This is a genomic window from Parahoeflea halophila (genome assembly GCF_900220985.1).
GTDB lineage: Bacteria > Pseudomonadota > Alphaproteobacteria > Rhizobiales > Rhizobiaceae > Hoeflea > Hoeflea halophila.
Genome location: NZ_OCPC01000001.1, coordinates 696,256 through 711,559, shown reverse-complemented (window position 1 = coordinate 711,559; position 15,304 = coordinate 696,256). Strand labels below are relative to the sequence as shown.

At 59.5% G+C, this 15,304-nt stretch carries 16 protein-coding genes; 6 read left to right on the top strand and 10 right to left on the bottom strand.

The genetic code is table 11. From position 1 onward, the window contains the following. Nucleotides 1-88 precede the first annotated feature (88 nt). The 5 genes from CRO46_RS03425 to hemN all read right to left on the bottom strand — a co-directional run bounded on the left by CRO46_RS03425 (nucleotide 89) and on the right by hemN (nucleotide 4,838). Nucleotides 89-1,375 (bottom strand): beta-ketoacyl-ACP synthase, encoded by a 1,287-nt coding sequence (locus tag CRO46_RS03425; protein WP_097105097.1) that lies wholly within the window; start codon nucleotides 1,373-1,375, stop codon nucleotides 89-91. Beyond that, nucleotides 1,372-2,577 carry a beta-ketoacyl-ACP synthase gene (locus CRO46_RS03420; RefSeq protein ID WP_097105095.1) on the bottom strand — a complete coding sequence of 402 codons (1,206 nt, stop codon included), beginning with the start codon at nucleotides 2,575-2,577 and terminating at the stop codon, nucleotides 1,372-1,374. The genes CRO46_RS03425 and CRO46_RS03420 overlap by 4 nt, the downstream gene beginning before the upstream one ends. Next, complete coding sequence (locus CRO46_RS03415) at nucleotides 2,574-3,059, bottom strand: ApeI family dehydratase (protein ID WP_097105094.1); 486 nt, start codon at nucleotides 3,057-3,059, stop codon at nucleotides 2,574-2,576. The genes CRO46_RS03420 and CRO46_RS03415 overlap by 4 nt, the downstream gene beginning before the upstream one ends. Before the next feature lie 24 nt (nucleotides 3,060-3,083). Continuing rightward, nucleotides 3,084-3,362, bottom strand: coding sequence for an acyl carrier protein (locus CRO46_RS03410; protein ID WP_179758936.1), 279 nt, complete (start codon nucleotides 3,360-3,362; stop codon nucleotides 3,084-3,086). 126 nt (nucleotides 3,363-3,488) lie between these two features. Further along, nucleotides 3,489-4,838, bottom strand: coding sequence for an oxygen-independent coproporphyrinogen III oxidase (hemN, locus tag CRO46_RS03405; protein ID WP_097105092.1), 1,350 nt, complete (start codon nucleotides 4,836-4,838; stop codon nucleotides 3,489-3,491). 143 nt (nucleotides 4,839-4,981) lie between these two features. Between hemN and CRO46_RS03400 the strand changes: the two genes are divergently transcribed. From CRO46_RS03400 to CRO46_RS03385, 4 genes are all read left to right on the top strand, one after another. Continuing rightward, entirely contained in the window at nucleotides 4,982-5,272 is a 291-nt protein-coding gene (locus CRO46_RS03400; RefSeq protein WP_342170751.1) for a helix-turn-helix domain-containing protein, read from the top strand. Nucleotides 5,273-5,850: 578 nt separating this feature from the next. Beyond that, nucleotides 5,851-6,438: a PAS domain-containing protein gene (locus CRO46_RS03395; RefSeq protein WP_179758935.1), complete on the top strand. Its 588-nt coding sequence runs from the start codon at nucleotides 5,851-5,853 to the stop codon at nucleotides 6,436-6,438. Nucleotides 6,439-6,795: 357 nt separating this feature from the next. Beyond that, entirely contained in the window at nucleotides 6,796-8,460 is a 1,665-nt protein-coding gene (locus CRO46_RS03390) for an electron transfer flavoprotein-ubiquinone oxidoreductase (protein WP_097105090.1), read from the top strand. A 378-nt stretch (nucleotides 8,461-8,838) separates the two neighbouring features. Next, entirely contained in the window at nucleotides 8,839-9,417 is a 579-nt protein-coding gene (locus tag CRO46_RS03385; RefSeq protein WP_097105088.1) for a carboxymuconolactone decarboxylase family protein, read from the top strand. 204 nt (nucleotides 9,418-9,621) lie between these two features. Here the strand turns inward: CRO46_RS03385 and CRO46_RS03380 are convergent, their stop codons facing one another. The 3 genes from CRO46_RS03380 to CRO46_RS19905 all read right to left on the bottom strand — a co-directional run bounded on the left by CRO46_RS03380 (nucleotide 9,622) and on the right by CRO46_RS19905 (nucleotide 11,609). After that, entirely contained in the window at nucleotides 9,622-11,121 is a 1,500-nt protein-coding gene (locus CRO46_RS03380; RefSeq protein ID WP_097105086.1) for an AMP nucleosidase, read from the bottom strand. 119 nt (nucleotides 11,122-11,240) lie between these two features. Continuing rightward, nucleotides 11,241-11,414: a hypothetical protein gene (locus tag CRO46_RS19910; RefSeq protein WP_179758934.1), complete on the bottom strand. Its 174-nt coding sequence runs from the start codon at nucleotides 11,412-11,414 to the stop codon at nucleotides 11,241-11,243. Between the two features lie 24 nt (nucleotides 11,415-11,438). Beyond that, a complete protein-coding gene (locus tag CRO46_RS19905) occupies nucleotides 11,439-11,609 on the bottom strand; it encodes a hypothetical protein (RefSeq protein WP_179758933.1) in 171 nt (56 codons plus the stop codon). Nucleotides 11,610-11,812: 203 nt separating this feature from the next. Between CRO46_RS19905 and CRO46_RS03375 the strand changes: the two genes are divergently transcribed. Next, on the top strand, nucleotides 11,813-12,514 hold the full coding sequence (locus CRO46_RS03375; protein ID WP_097105084.1) for a glutathione S-transferase family protein: 702 nt from the start codon (nucleotides 11,813-11,815) through the stop codon (nucleotides 12,512-12,514). Between the two features lie 67 nt (nucleotides 12,515-12,581). Here CRO46_RS03375 and CRO46_RS03370 read toward each other — a convergent pair whose 3' ends face one another. Continuing rightward, nucleotides 12,582-12,920, bottom strand: a complete 339-nt coding sequence (locus CRO46_RS03370) for a DUF2147 domain-containing protein (protein WP_097105082.1) — start codon at nucleotides 12,918-12,920, stop codon at nucleotides 12,582-12,584. Between the two features lie 466 nt (nucleotides 12,921-13,386). Between CRO46_RS03370 and CRO46_RS03365 the strand changes: the two genes are divergently transcribed. After that, nucleotides 13,387-13,653, top strand: a complete 267-nt coding sequence (locus tag CRO46_RS03365) for a sel1 repeat family protein (protein WP_097105081.1) — start codon at nucleotides 13,387-13,389, stop codon at nucleotides 13,651-13,653. Between the two features lie 211 nt (nucleotides 13,654-13,864). On the opposite strand, the gene CRO46_RS03360 is transcribed toward CRO46_RS03365, so the two are convergent. Further along, nucleotides 13,865-14,977 (bottom strand): pyridoxal phosphate-dependent aminotransferase, encoded by a 1,113-nt coding sequence (locus CRO46_RS03360; RefSeq protein WP_097105079.1) that lies wholly within the window; start codon nucleotides 14,975-14,977, stop codon nucleotides 13,865-13,867. Nucleotides 14,978-15,304 lie beyond the last annotated feature (327 nt).

Below are 15,304 nucleotides of genomic sequence, written 5' to 3'. Positions count from 1 at the left end.
ACCCGGTGAACATCGTGTTTGCGCGTTCACGCTTGAGCTGGATGCGTGTTCAAATTGGCTCCGGCGCATTCGCCGGAGCGGGGATGACTTAAGCGGGATCAGCCGACATGACAAGGCATGCGTTCTGTCCGCCAAACCCAAATGAGTTGGAAAGAACGTGTGTGACCGTTGCATCGCGCTTGACGTTGGGGACCACATCGAGCGGAATGGCCGGGTCCGGATTGTCATAATTGATGGTCGGCGGCAGGGTGCCGTTGCTGATCGTGAGCAGGGAAAACACGGCTTCGATCGCGCCGGCTGCGGTCAGCGTGTGGCCAATCATGGATTTGTTCGATGAAACCGGAATGTCGGCCATCCGGTCGCCAAACACGGTCGACAGGGCCAGGTATTCCATCTTGTCGTTTTCCGGCGTCGAGGTGCCATGTGCGTTCACATAGCCGATCTGATCGATCGACAGCCCTGCGTCGTCCAGCGCCGCGTTGATGGTGGCGATTGCCGGCGCACCACTAGGTGAGGAGCGGGTGCGGTGAAAATCGTCGGCCTTCTCGCCGCAGCCGCTGATGATGCCCAGAACCTTGGCGCCACGGGTCACCGCGGCCTCGAGCGATTCGAGCACCAGAGTCGCCGAGCCTTCGGCAATGACGAAGCCGTCACGATCCTTGGTGAAGGGGCGCGAGGCCTTTTCCGGCGGGTCGTTGTTCGTCGAAAGCGCCGACAGCAGGGAGAACCGGATCAACGCTTCGGCGCTGACGGATCCGTCGGTGGCGACACTCAGGGCGCGCTCGGTGCGGCCCTGGCGAATGGCCTCGACGCCGAGCTGAATGGCAGTGGCGCCGGAGGCGCAGGCGGTCGACAGGGTGACGGGAAGGCCACGGGTTCCGAACAGGTCCGCCAGCCGCTCCGAGATGGAGCCAAACAGCACGGCTTCATGGAAAGCGGGATCGGCCTTGTCGCGCAGGACGGCGAGGAACTGCTCATAGGCGTTGCCGGTCATCTGCTCGGGCTTGACCCGGTCGCCAAGATCGAAGCGGGCATTCCACTCGGGTTCGATGGGAGGGGCCGCGAGGAAAAGCGGACCGCCGAATTCACCGGTAATGCCGGCCTGGGCCAGAGCCTCGACAGTGGTTTCACGGGCAAAGGCAAAAGAGCGCTCGACGGCATTGGGCGCAGGAATGTCGATGAAATCGACCATGCCACAAATCCGGGTCGACAGGCCGTCGGAGGGAAACCGGGTGATCGGGTGAATGCCGGACTTGCCGGAGGTCAGGGCTGACCAGTTGTCGGCCACGCCCTGGCCGAGGGACGAGACAACGCCCATGCCGGTGACGGCAACCAGCGGACGGCCGAGATGGTCTGTATAGGCGGCTTTGCTCATGGCATCCTCGTCAGACGGGCAATGCCTTCACCGCGAACATGGCCAATTGCGGTCACGATCGCCGTGTTGGCGGCAGCAGATGTAACAGCGTCTTCACCAGCGGCAAACGGGCTGACCGGTGCGTCATCGTCGAGAGCCAGGCAGGCCAAAGCCACCCCAGTGGGGAAATGGGCTTCCAGCGAATGGCCGAAGAGCGCGCCGAGCGTACGCCGCGGTGCATTTGGAAAGCGGGACTGCAGGAAGGTTCGCTCGCGTGCGCTGAGCTCGGGATAGCCAGTGGCGCCGGTGAACACGACGGTGTCTACGCCGCCGCCGGAGGCACCGGTGTCGTCGGCCAGCCGGGTCAGCCGTTGTTCCAGCCGGTCTGCTTCGCGCGAGCCGCGGTCGCCGAGCACCGCGTCGAGGCGGGCGTAGACATGAGCGCCACGAGCCTGTGCATGCTCCAGCGATTCGAGCACCAGGAAAGCGCCTGCGGTGCCGAGATTCATGCCGTTCGCGCTGCCATCGGCGGACCAGAACGGCGCGTCGGCATCTTTGCCCAGCCCCTGAATGGCTTCCATCACCATAAGCATGTCGACCCGCTCGGAGACGAAGGCTCCGCCGACGAGGCAATGGGTGGACTGGCCGGCAGCTATCCTGGCGAATCCGGTTTCGACAGCCGAGATGCCCGCGCCTTCCTCGCCCATCAGGGTGCGCGAGGAGCCGGTGACCTTGTGAACGATGGAAATGTTGCCAGCGAGCAAATTGGACAATTGTGCAAGAAACAGGGTCGGACGCAGTTCGGTGGTGAGCTTCTCATTGAGCAGCTGTTCGCGATCGTTGCGCTTGCGGCTTTCCTCGACGATCAGCGTATCGACATTGATGTCGCGTTCGCCGCCACCGGCCGAAACGATCATGTCCATCGAGGCGCAGGCTTCGAGATCGCCTTTGAGGCCGGCGTCGTCGAGGGCGAGGCCGGCCGCATAGACGCCCAGCCGCTGCCAGTTTTCCATCTGACGCTGATCGCCGCGACGGGGAATCTGGGCCGACCAGTCGATTTCCGGCAGTGGATGGATGGTGTAGGGGGCGAAGCTTGTGCTGTCGACCACCCGGGACGGCGCCGTGCCGGACATCAACTGATCGCGATGGGCCTCATGGCCAACGCCAAGCGACGTCACCAGACCTATGCCGGTCACCACCACCTGATGGCGTGTGTGAGTCATTGCCGGTCTCCTGCAAATTTCGCCATGGCGTTCAACAGGCCCACATCCCCGGCTCGGCTTCGTACGATATCGGCCAGCGGAACCTGATCGAAAGCCACGGTTCTGAACTTGAGCTGGCTGTCCGCCACCTTCTTGCCGCCGCTGGTTATCTTTGCCCTGGTCACGGCGTAGCCGGAGCCTTCATGCTCGAGGGTGGCCGAGATTTCCAGCGCGGTATCGGGCTTGACGAAATCACGCATCTTGGCACCGTCAACCGACATCAGGAACGGCATTGCCGCAAACCCGGTCTTGGCCAGGATCAGAAATCCGCTGGCCTGAGCCATGGTTTCGATCAGCAAGACCCCGGGGACCAACGGCATGCCAGGAAAATGCCCCTCGAACACGGTGCTGGAAAGGGGGACTGTCGAGCTTGCGACCAGTGTAGCCGCGTCAAGGTCAAGCGCCTCGATGCGGTCGATCATCTGGAAGTATTCAAGCTGCATGAGGTGCTCCGCTGGGCCTTGGCGTCAGGCCTTTGCGGCCCTCAGCTCGTCGATCTTGGCGCAAAGATTGCCCAGCACGAAGTACTCTTCGGTCGAGGCTTTGCCGTCGTTGACTTCCTGTGTCCACTGCTCGAGCGGGATCTTGATGCCGAATTCCTTGTCGACCGCAAAAACAATATCGAGAAAATCAAGGCTGTCGATGCCCAGATCGTCGATGGTGTGGCTCTCGGGGGTGATGGTATCGCGGTCAATCTCGCTGGTCTCAGCGATGATGTCGGCGACCTTGTCGAATGTTGCGGTCACGCTCAGTTCCTCATTGGATAATGGTTTGGCCGCAGCTATAGAAAAATCCGGCGCAAAAGCCAATGGCTTCTTTGTCTAGCTCCTTCTGGCCAAACTTGTGCACCATGCCAAATGGGAGCGACGGTATCAGACTGCAAGCGAATGACGCGCAACGCCGGTGCCGAAATAGCCATCGAATGCCGAAGCCACCGAGCGGACGAAGGGGCGGCCTTTCGCAGTGATCTGAAAAAGACCACCAATAAGCTCGACCATTCCGTCCGTGTCGCAGCTTGCGAGATATTCGGCCTCGTCAAGCATGTGCTCCGCATCTGCGCCGAATTCATGCCGGATGGTGGCGAAGGAAAACGCGAAGTCGCACATCAGGAACTCGATGATACGGGCGCGGATGCGGTCTTCGGTCGAAAGCTCGAAGCCGCGCACGACGGGCAACTCACCTTGGTTGGCGCGGCGCTGGTATTCGCCCGTCGATGGCTGGTTCTGGACATAACCCTGCGGCAATTGGCCAATGGAGGATGCACCGATGCCAATCAGGGCGTCGGCGGTATCACTTGTGTAGCCCTGGAAATTGCGCCGCATGGCGCCTGAAGCGGCCGCAATTGCCAGGCTGTCACCGGGCAGGGCAAAGTGATCAATGCCGATGGCGGTGTAGCCCGCAGATGTCAGCGCTGAGGCGGCCCGGTTCATTTGCGCGAATCGCTCCGTGAGATCGGGCAGCGCCGTTTCGTCGATCATCTTCTGATGGGTTTTCATCCAGGGGACGTGAGCGTAGCCGAACAGGGCGATGCGGTCCGGGTCAAGTGACAGAACCTGGCTGATGGTGCGTTCAACCGACTGCCGGGTCTGGTGCGGCAAACCGTAGAGCACATCGCAATTGACGGAGCGGACACCGCGGGCGCGAACCTGCTCGACCACATCACGGGTCTGCTCAAAGGTCTGTTCGCGGTTGATTGCCTTCTGTACGGCTTCAGCGAAATCCTGCACGCCGATCGAGGCGCGGGACATGCCGATTTCGGCCAAGGCATCATATTTGTCTGCCGTGAGATCGTTGGGATCCATTTCAACGCTGATTTCCGTATCGGCATCAAAGCTGAAACGGCTACGCAGCATGGCGTTCAGCGCAAGCATGTCGTCGGGCTGCAACATGGTGGGCGATCCGCCGCCCAGGTGCAGGGCGGTGACCCGGCAGCCCGGATCGATCAGGCCGGAGATCGTTTCCATCTCGTTTTCGAGCGCCGTGAGGTAGGTTTTCAAGGGTTCGTATCTGCGGGTCTGCTTGGTGTTGCAGCCGCAAAACCAGCACAGCCGGTCACACCAGGGAATGTGGATGTAAAGCGACAGCGTCTGTTCCTGCGTCAACTGTCCGAGCCACCGCGCATATACATTGCCGTCTATTCCGGGATGGAAATGCGGCGCGGTCGGGTAGCTGGTGTAGCGTGGCGCGGGGCCGCCGTGCTTCTGGACAAAATCTTTCTGCATATTCTGCCTCTTTGGTGTCAGCCTTCAGATTGCGCGCCCGGAGCGCGTGCGCCTTGACTTTGATCAAATCGCGCTGATCTTTCATCGCGATCGTGCGTGAGCGCCAAAGATGGCCTCGACGGTGAAGCGAGGGGGCGCAGGTTGTGTCGCCGTTGCGCGCAAGAGGGTTTGATGACCGGCATCATCAACCAGCACAAGATTACCACCTGGTTGTCGATTCCCCATCCAATCCGGAAAAGCGCGAGGCGAGATGGGCGATCCGATTCGACCTTCCGCTGATGTGCGCGGATATTGCGGATTTTCCTGGGCTGACGATTGAAACCGTCAGCCGCCGGATGACCCGGTTGCGACAGGACGACATGATCCTGATCAGCAACCACCGTCAGGACGAGGTTCCAAACCTGACGCGGTTGGCTGAAAGAGCCTCACAATAGGCCGTTGTTGTATGTCCAATTCCATGTCGTTCACCGGCTTCAACCGGCCCAAGAGTGGCAGCTGCTGCTCACAGTGATTCACGTCCGGCTGGCAATGGTTGCCTTACCCGACGCCCGCGCGCTGCCAATGATATCCGACATTTGATCTTTTGCTTGACACCGGTTGTGGCGTGCAGCAGGTCAAATCGCGCTGGCTATGACTTTCCCAAGTGTTCACCGGCGTACTTCTGCCTGCTTGTGGCTTGGCATTTTTCGACTTAAAAACAATGCTTTAAGTTTTCCTGCGATCAGTATTTTTGTTGTGGACAGAAATTATTTCAGTAGTCGTTGCTTCAACAGCGGTAATTCCTGCCTGCGATCAAGTCCAGGAGGGCTGAAGACAACGTCCCGATCGACTTGCAGAAAACATGAAATTGTCTCTATACAGGTTCCACTAAAGTAGCCGGGGAACAATAATAATGGGCTATATGTTATCTGATCTGATCAGAAAATTTGACCACCTTAGTGATGAATTGCTTTTCGCAGTGCGTCGTGGCGACGAATGTGAGGTTGATCGTATTGATGCGCAGCTTCAGCCCTTGACCCGACGCATCTTCGACTTTCAAGCGGTCAGCCACAGCGAGATCATGGCCCAAATCGGCTTCTTCAATCGCCTTGCGATGAACAATTGCGAAGACGATTTCAGTGTCAAGCGCTACACCACCATGATGTCGACCCTGTTCATGCGGTATCTGGGCGCAAATGGCGGGCAAAGGCCGGTCTCCGCCGCGCTGGAACAGATCCCGGTTACGGACGGCTACGATCCGTGCTTGCAGGAACTTGTTCTGGATTCCATACCGGAAAGGGTGGCGGTCATCGGGCTTGATTACCGGTATATCTATTGCAACCGCCGCAATGCCGAGTTCCACAACAAGCAGCCATCGGACTTTATCGGCAAGCACATGCTCGACGTAATAGACCAGAAGCGGTTTCAGACGCGGGCCAAGCCACGGATCGACCAATGTTTCGGCGGTGCTCGGATAAACTACTCCTACGAGACCCCCGATGCGCATGGCCGGCTCTTCGAAGTCAATTGCCGCATGACGCCGCTGATGGGGCCTGACAGGGTGATTGCCGGTGCCGTGCTCGTGCTCAACATGCAGCCAATGTTTGCTCGAATGGCCTGACCAGGCAGACAAGCCAGGCGTGTCAGCTGCCTGCGCCAGGCGACCTGGCGTCTTCCTGCGGATTCTTACGCCATGAGCTGAATGACCCGCAGTTCAGCGCGAGCGAATGCCGCAGTCGATTGACGTTTACGTTCACGTCAGGTTTTGCTAGGAGACAATGCAAATCCTGTTGCATCCCGTCTCGACTTCGTGCGCGTCATTTGCCAAACAGGGTGGACAGGCCGCAAGGTCAGCCGGGGTAGAGAGGGAGCATGGACGGTTGTCCAGCTTACCGCACTGCCGCCGGACCAGATATGGAGTGATCCTGAGCGTCTGCCGTCTCGCGGCAGTGTGGGGTCGAAGAGGTGAGGACGTCCGATGACTGATGTGAATGAGCTTCCAGAGCGCGAGAGCATGGAATTTGATGTGGTGATCGTCGGCGCAGGCCCTGCCGGGCTGTCAGCGGCGATCCGGCTCAAGCAGGTGAATCCCGAGCTGACGGTCGTCGTTCTGGAGAAGGGCGGCGAAGTTGGCGCGCATATTCTCTCGGGCGCGGTCGTGGACCCCATCGGGATCGACAAACTCATTCCCGACTGGCGCGACGATCCCGATCATCCGTTCAAGACACCGGTCAAGGCGGACCACTTCCTGGTGCTCGGCCCGGCGGGCTCGATCCGCTTGCCGAACTTCATGATGCCGCCGCTGATGAACAATCACGGCAATTTCATCGTCTCGCTTTCCAATGTGACCAAGTGGCTGGCCGCACGCGCCGAAGAACTGGGCGTCGAGGTCTATCCGGGCTTTGCGGCTGACGAGGTGCTGACCAACGACGAAGGCGCAGTGATCGGAGTGGCCACCGGCGACATGGGTGTCGAGCGCAACGGCGAACCGGGCCCGAATTACGCACGCGGCATGGCGCTTCTGGGCAAATACGTGCTGATAGGCGAGGGTGTGCGCGGTTCGCTGGCCAAGCGGCTGATCTCGAAATACAAACTTGATGAAGACCGGGAGCCGCAAAAATACGGCATCGGCCTGAAGGAGCTCTGGCAGGTCAAGCCGGAGCATCACAAGCCAGGTCTGGTGCAGCACTCGTTTGGCTGGCCACTCGACACGAAGACCGGCGGCGGATCGTTTCTGTATCACCTTGAAGACAACCAGGTGGCGGTCGGCTTCGTGCTTCATCTCAACTACAAGAACCCCTGGCTGTCGCCATTCGAGGAATTCCAGCGCTTCAAGACCCACCCGTCCATTGCGCCGGTGTTCGAAGGCGGCAAGCGGCTGGGCTATGGCGCCCGTGCCATCTCCGAAGGTGGCTGGCAGTCGGTGCCGAAGCTAACCTTCCCGGGCGGTGCGCTGATCGGCTGTTCGGCCGGTTTCGTCAATGTCGCCCGCATCAAGGGATCGCACAATGCGGTGCTGTCGGGCATGATGGCGGCTGAACATGCCGCGGAAGCCATTGCAGCGGGCCGCGCACAGGACACATTGGATGGCTATGACGAAGCCTGGCGCACATCCGAGATCGGCAAGGACCTGAAGAAGGTTCGCAACGTCAAACCTTTGTGGTCGAAGCTCGGCACGATCCTTGGTGTGACAGTGGGCGGCCTTGACATGTGGCTCAACACGCTGTTCGGCATGTCGCCTTTCGGCACGATGGGGCACGGCAAGCCGGATTACGCAGCCCTTGAGCCGGCGGCAAAGCACAAGAAGATCGAGTATCCGAAGCCTGACGGCGTGCTGACTTTCGACAAGCTGTCCTCGGTGTTCCTGTCCAACACCAACCACGAGGAAGACCAGCCTATTCACCTGCAGCTGAAGGATCCGGAGTTGCAGAAGATTTCGGAACTGGATGTCTATGGCGGGCCATCCAATCGCTACTGCCCCGCAGGCGTGTATGAATGGGTGGAAACCGACGGCGTGCCGACCTTCGTGATCAACGCGCAGAACTGCGTCCACTGCAAGACCTGCGACATCAAGGACCCGAACCAGAACATCAACTGGGTCCCGCCGCAGGGCGGCGAAGGGCCGGTCTATACCAACATGTAATTTGTTGCCGCGCCGCTGAGCTTTGCCTGAAATTGCAGCTTTGCGGTGCGGACTTTGAGCAAGCGTTTGTCTGCAGGCGGTTTTGGTTTGCTACGAACCCTCTCGAGACAGTCGGTCTTTATCGCCGACTGTCACTTCAGGCCACAACAGTTATTCATCCCGTCTGCACCGAAGGGCAGCAGCGAGCACTTCTGACGATGCTTTTAAGGAGCCAATCGTCCGCATGGTATAACCACATGCGCCGATGTGGCTAATTCGCAAGAGACGTTCTTTTGGCGAACCGGGTGCCTATCGAGCAATACGACGAGCTCTTTCCAGAATTGCCAGATGGCCCAGGTTGGCGTACGCTTTTTCGAGCACGGTTGTTGGGAACTGGCCATGTACATTAAGACAATCGAACCAAACGAAGCGACCGGCGACATTGCGGCGCTTTATGAAGCAGAGATTGCGTCGATGGGGCGCGTCATGGAGGCGACCCAATGCTGGTCTGCACGACCTGACATCATTATCCCGGTCGAAGCACTCCTGCACCAGATCAGGGACGGATTTTCGCTGGACCTTGTCGATTTTCGGCTCATTTCGTTCATCGCGGCACGATCGGTGCCGTCAAGCTATTGTTCTCACACGCATTTCAAGATGTTGTCGGGAATGATCGGGCGCGATACGGCGCTTGCAGCATACCGTGACTTCCGCAATGCCGGCTTGACCGAGCGACAGGTCCAAATGCTCGCTTATGCTGAGAAAATCACACGCGACGCGTCAACGATTACCGAGCAGGATATCGAGCGCCTCCGGTCCGTCGGGTTCAGCGACCTGAACATTGCAGACATTGCATTGGCGGCGTCCTTTCGAAGTTTTTTGAGCCGCTACTTCGACGCCGTTGGAGCATCGACAGAAGAAGCCTTTCTAGACGAAGATGAAGCGGTAAGGGCAGAACTGTCTGTGGGACGCAAATAGCGTCTTTCGAGGCCTGCCGCACTTAGGCAGGCTTCGAGAAATCCCTCGTTCGCGCAGGCGCAGCGAATTGGCGCTTTAGTCCGCACTTCTGACGTTCGTTCAATCTGCAACGGATGTCTGCATGCCGCCCGTTCGAGCCGTTAGCGAGAAATCCGACTTCCTTGAAGAAAGGCGGAATCCTTGGACCCCGCCCTTTTTTTGCTGTTACTGAAACGCCGTCTCGAAGAAGCTTCTGAGTTTTCGTGAATGCAGCCGCTCGGGCGGCATGGCGGCGAGTTTCTGCATCGCCCGCAGGCCGATCTGCAGGTGCTGGTTGACCTGGGTCTTGTAGAAGGCCGAGGCCATGCCAGGCAGCTTCAGCTCGCCATGCAGCGGCTTGTCTGACACGCACAGCAGCGTGCCGTAGGGAACCCGGAAGCGAAACCCGTTGGCGGCGATCGTGGCCGATTCCATGTCGAGCGCGATGGCGCGTGACTGCGACAGGCGCTGCACCGGGCCGCGCTGGTCCCTGAGTTCCCAGTTGCGGTTGTCGATGGTGGCCACCGTGCCTGTGCGCATAATGCGCTTGAGATCATAGCCCTCGAGACCGGTGACTTCGGCGACAGCGTCCTGAACGGCGACCTGAACCTCGGCCAGCGCCGGGATCGGCACCCAGGCCGGAAGGTCGTCGTCAAGCACATGGTCCTCGCGAACATAGGCGTGGGCCAAGACATAGTCCCCAAGCGCCTGGCTGTTGCGCAAGCCCGCACAGTGGCCGAGCATCAGCCAGGCATGCGGCCGCAGGACGGCGACATGGTCGGTGATGGTCTTGGCATTGGATGGCCCGACGCCGATATTGACCATGGTGATGCCGCAATGGTCTTTCCGCTTGAGGTGGTAGGCCGGCATCTGCGGCAGGCGCGGCGGGGCAACCCCTTCGGTCGGGCTGCCATGGCCGGAGGGGGTGATCAGATTGCCGGGCTCGACGAAGAAATCATATTCGCTGTCGCCTTCAGCCATCAGCGAGCGCGCATAGGCGCAGAACTCGTCGATGTAGAACTGGTAGTTGGTGAACAGCACGAAATTCTGGAAATGGTCGGGGGCCGTGGCGGTGTAATGCGACAGCCTTGCCAGCGAGTAATCGATCCTCTGAGCCTTGAAGGGGGCCAGCGGAAGCGATTCGCCGGGACCAGGTTCGTACAGCCCGTTGACGATCTCGTCATCGGTGGTGGCGAGATCGGGTGTATCGAACAGGTCGCGCAGCGGTATGTCGAGTTTCTCGGCGACGGCCGCTTCCACATAGGCGCCTTCGCCAAAGGCGAAATGCAGCGGAATCGGCGTGTCCGATTCCGAAATCGTCAGGGGTGTGCCGTGATTGCGCAGCAGCAGTTCGAACTGGGTTGTCAGATAGGCGCGGAACAGCGCCGGTCGGGTGATGGTTGCCGCATAGCGGCCAGGCGAGACGACGTGTCCGTAAGACAGGCGGGAATCGACCATGCCGAAGGATGTCGTTTCGAAGCTTATCTGCGGATAGAAGGCGCGATAGCGTCCTGCCGGTCTCGATGTCGCAAGGTCCTGAAAGGCCTCGCACAGAAAGCGGGTATTGCGATCATAAATGGCTTCGAGGGCCGCAACCGCACTCGCCGCGTCGGAAAATTCCTGCGGTTCGATGGGGGGCGGTGAAACGAAGCCATTGACGGTGTGGGAAGGGATTCTCTGGTCCATGCATCGTTATAGACGACAATCCACGTCAAGGAAAAGACGCGCGATGCCGAAAGCACTTTCAGCGCAGCTAAGGCGGGCGGCCAGCTGCGCCCGTTGCCGGGCGGGGCGAGCCATCCGGATCACTTGCTGTTGCGCTGGAGGCTGACATAGAGCACGTAACCAGCGCCGGAAAGACCCGGACCCTTGTCGCCTGTCTGGGCGTAGGCGAAGGCGCCGACCGGGCCGACCAGGAAACTCACCAGCGCAGTCATCCGCAGCAGGGTGGTCACAGTGTTTCGAATGTTGGTACGCATATGCTCGATCCTTACGTGTCGGTGTCAGCGCGATGCTGCGCAATTGAGGTCTGGCTGGAACAAGCAAGGATCGATTGCGCCCTTGTGCCATGAGTTGTTGCGACGTCCGCCATTGGCGACAGCTGCGGCCATCAGCAAGGCGAAGATCATGAAGATCAGGCAGATGATGGTGAAGCGGCGTGCAATGGTGCTCATGTGTCGTGTTCCCTGTCTGTGAGGAAACATTCGCACGCTGCGGCTGAACCTTAGCTGAGATGGTCGTTCATCTGGCGTTCAAGGAGATTAACCGGAGATGTGGCTGTGCCACGGCAAGAGCGCGAGCCGAGCCGCCGGCGCGGGTATTGCCAGATGCGGGTGATCATTCCTAAGTGTTGCTGATTGGAAGAGAAGGAACGGTGATGACCACCCAAACCCAACCCATCGAGCTTTATTACTGGCCTACACCCAATGGCTGGAAAATCACCATAATGATGGAGGAACTGGACGTTCCCTACGAGGTCCGATACGTCAATATCGGCAAGGGCGAGCAGTTCGAACCCTCCTTTCTGGCGATTGCACCCAACAACAGGATGCCGGCCATTGTCGATCCCGAGGGGCCTGATGATGAGCCGATCTCGGTTTTTGAATCGGGCGCCATCCTGCAGTATCTCGGCCGCAAGTTCAGCCGCTTCTATCCGACGGAAGAGCGCGCGCGCACGGAGGTCGACCAATGGCTGTTCTGGCAGATGGGTGGGCTGGGGCCAATGGCGGGGCAGGCGCACCATTTCCGGCGATATGCGACCGAAAAGGTGCCCTACGCGATCGAGCGCTACACCAATGAGGTCAACCGGCTTTATGGTGTGATGAACCGGCGGCTGGCCGACCGGGATTTTCTGGCTGGCGATTACTCGATTGCCGATATGGCGGCGATCGGCTGGGTTCGGCGCTACGAGAACCAGGGACAGAATCTCGACGAATTCCCCAGGCTCAAGCGCTGGTTCGAAACTCTGATGGCCCGCCCGGCGGTGGAGAAGGGGTGCAACGTAGGAATCGAGCACCGCAAGAACCTGGCGGGAGACAAGGATGCGCAAAAGGTTCTGTTCGGCCAGAAGGCACGGTAGGTGCCATAAAAATGGCCCGCACCAGATGACCTGGGCGGGCCTGTCAGTCTGTGGTTTTCTGCCTGGATTACAGTTTCGACCAGTTCTCCGAGCGGCACAACACCGCCAGCACGCAGCCCTTCATCTTCATGGTCTTGCCCGAAATCGACGCGGATCCCTTGTAGGTCTTGTCGTTTGAGGGATCCGTGATGGTGCCGGAGTAGCTTCCGTTGCTGCCCGTCATCTTGCCGATGCGTTTGCCGCTATGTTTGCCGGTTTTCAGAGTTACGCAGTAGGAACCACCGCAGCTTGAGATCGCCGCGGTCTCACCGCTCTTGGTCTTCCAGTTGCCCTCGATAGGGTCGGCCAGAGCCGGAGTTGCCATGGCAGCAACAAGTGCGCCGGCGGTAATCAGTTTACGGATCATGTTGTTCCTCCCAGGATATGAGCGCATCCTCATGCGCGCTTCTTACTTAACTCGACTTTACGTAAAGGTAAACTGCCATTTCTGAGGGGCTTGAATGCCGATTTATGGGCACCGCGGGAAGCTCAAGCGCCTGCGTTTTTCGCGGCTTCGATGAGTTTTCCAGAAAATGCGATGTATCCTTGGTTAGCCGTTCGTAACTTTCCACAAGTGGCCGAAACAGCCGATTTGAGTCTCTTCTGCCAAAATGCAACGGCTTGGATGTTTAACAAAATCCCAAGTTTACCAAGCCTTTGGACTTTGTTCGTCTCCAGTTAAGCATGCAATTTAACGCGCTTTTTAATCGATAACGGCACACTTCAATCCAACAAGACAGCGCCCGGACCAACCGGACGAACACAAGAAAAAAACGGCTTCTCAGGAGCTGACAGGGACGACGAAAGCAAACTTTTTTACAGGGACTAAGAAAATGGCACGTTACGAAATTCATGATCACGATCAGGCAACCATCGGCGGCGAAGCCAAGGCAGACGTTTTCTGCGAAATGGGTCTGATGTATGCCACTGGACGCGAATGCGAAATTGATTATGTCGCGGCCCACAAGTGGCTCAACATTGCCGCGATCAAGGGCTCTGACCGGGCGGCAACATTGCGGGCGGAACTGGCCGAAAGCATGACCAAGGCCGACCTCGCCGCCGCGCTGCGCGCTGCACGCGAATGGATGACCATGCATTGAACCGGACTTTCGTCCCGGCAAAACGCCGGCCAGGCGCTTCTGTAGCGGGGTGTCCAAGGAGGCAGTCTCCGAGCGCCGTTCTCAGAATTTTACCTCGAGGGGAACGAGGTGGGAGCCAAAAATCCGGACAACACGGAGAGGCTCTCAGCTAGGCCGCGATTGACCAGGATTGGTCTTTCGCGGCCTTTTGTCTGATATCGCTGGATCTAATTCAGCCCTGTTTCTCAACGATTTCGGCCAGAGCGGCTTCGAAAAGCGCGATTTCGGGCGCCGGACCGGTAGAAATGCGGATGCAGCGGTTCAGCGGCGCCACGCCCGGCATACGGATGAAGACGCCGCGGCTAATCAGCCCGTCAAGGATTGCCTTTGCGTAAGTGGCATCGCGGCCACAATCGACGGTGACGAAATTGGTTGCCGAAGCAATCGGCTTGAAGCCATGGCCGTTTGCGATTGCCGCGATCCGGTCACGGGACGATGAGACTTCTGCCAGCACATGGGAGAGCCAGTCCCGGTCCCTAAGTGCGGCCAGCGCAGCCGCCTGGCCCAGCCGGTTGACCCCGAAATGGTTGCGTACCCGGTGAAACATCGCCACGCTGTCCTCGTCGCCAAAGACATAGCCGACCCGCTGGCCGGCCAGCCCGTAGGCCTTGGAGAAGGTGCGGAAGCGCAGCACGTTTGGCATGTCGGCAAGTGCAGCTATTGCGGGCAGGGCGGAGGCCGGCGCGGTTTCACCATAGGCTTCGTCTAGGACAAGCATGGTGGTTTCGGGCAAGGCGCGGGCGAAGGCGGTCACGGCATCGCCCGAGTGCCAGGTGCCCATCGGGTTGTCGGGATTGGAGAGATAAACCAGCGGCGCATTCTCGCGGCGGACGATGTCGAGCAGCGCATCAAGGTCCTCGTGGTCATCGCGGTAAGGGACAGCGACCAGCCTTCCGCCGAAACCCGCGACATGGAAGTTGAAGGTCGGATAGGCGCCGAGGGAGGTGACGACCGGGGTGCCGGGTTCGACGATCAGCCGCACAATCAGCCCCAGAAGCCCGTCGATGCCTTCGCCGACAACGACCCGCTCCGGCGCCAGGCCAAGATACTTCCCCAGCGCGATCCTCAGATCATGGTTTTCCGGATCGGCGTAGCGCCAGCAGAGCTGCGCCTTTCGCGTGATCGTCTCGATAACGGACGGGGCCGGGCCGAACCCGTTCTCATTGGCGCCCAGCCGGGCGTTGAACTCAGCACCGCGGGTGCGCTCCTGGGTTTCCGGACCGACAAACGGCACGGTCGGCGGCAGCGATCGGGCGAGAGCGGTAAAATGCGGAAAGGCGGGCATGGGAGGTCCTCGATAAATGGCTCGAATTCCCTAGCGGCAATGGGGAAGGGCTTCAAGCGGGGATAAGGTTCTGGATGGTGCTGGGCAGGGGCGAAAGCGGCATCGCACTTAAACAACCGCGTACTCAACGCCAATAAATGCCCCTCCCCAACCCCTCCCCACAAGGAGGAGGGGCTTACCCCGCCGCGCCTGTCTCCGTATTCTGGCTCTATCGAATACGGAGGACTCCCCTGTCTGGAACGGGAGCGAACCGCACGCGCTGGCCCAACCCCTTGTGGGGAGGCGTTGGGGAGGGGCTTCCGACGCCGCTCGCACCAATCCCCGCGT

Excerpts from the sequence above, each read along its gene's own strand:
- CRO46_RS03365 (WP_097105081.1), top strand. The coding sequence starts at position 13,387 with ATGGCACGTTACGAAATTCATGATCACGATCAGGCAACCATCGGCGGC.
- CRO46_RS03360 (WP_097105079.1), bottom strand. The coding sequence starts at position 14,977 with ATGCCCGCCTTTCCGCATTTTACCGCTCTCGCCCGATCGCTGCCGCCG.
- CRO46_RS03425 (WP_097105097.1), bottom strand. The coding sequence starts at position 1,375 with ATGAGCAAAGCCGCCTATACAGACCATCTCGGCCGTCCGCTGGTTGCC.
- CRO46_RS03380 (WP_097105086.1), bottom strand. The coding sequence starts at position 11,121 with ATGGACCAGAGAATCCCTTCCCACACCGTCAATGGCTTCGTTTCACCG.
- CRO46_RS03420 (WP_097105095.1), bottom strand. The coding sequence starts at position 2,577 with ATGACTCACACACGCCATCAGGTGGTGGTGACCGGCATAGGTCTGGTG.
- CRO46_RS03375 (WP_097105084.1), top strand. The coding sequence starts at position 11,813 with ATGACCACCCAAACCCAACCCATCGAGCTTTATTACTGGCCTACACCC.
- hemN (WP_097105092.1), bottom strand. The coding sequence starts at position 4,838 with ATGCAGAAAGATTTTGTCCAGAAGCACGGCGGCCCCGCGCCACGCTAC.
- CRO46_RS19905 (WP_179758933.1), bottom strand. The coding sequence starts at position 11,609 with ATGAGCACCATTGCACGCCGCTTCACCATCATCTGCCTGATCTTCATG.
- CRO46_RS03370 (WP_097105082.1), bottom strand. The coding sequence starts at position 12,920 with ATGATCCGTAAACTGATTACCGCCGGCGCACTTGTTGCTGCCATGGCA.
- CRO46_RS19910 (WP_179758934.1), bottom strand. The coding sequence starts at position 11,414 with ATGCGTACCAACATTCGAAACACTGTGACCACCCTGCTGCGGATGACT.
- CRO46_RS03385 (WP_097105088.1), top strand. The coding sequence starts at position 8,839 with ATGTACATTAAGACAATCGAACCAAACGAAGCGACCGGCGACATTGCG.
- CRO46_RS03390 (WP_097105090.1), top strand. The coding sequence starts at position 6,796 with ATGACTGATGTGAATGAGCTTCCAGAGCGCGAGAGCATGGAATTTGAT.
- CRO46_RS03415 (WP_097105094.1), bottom strand. The coding sequence starts at position 3,059 with ATGCAGCTTGAATACTTCCAGATGATCGACCGCATCGAGGCGCTTGAC.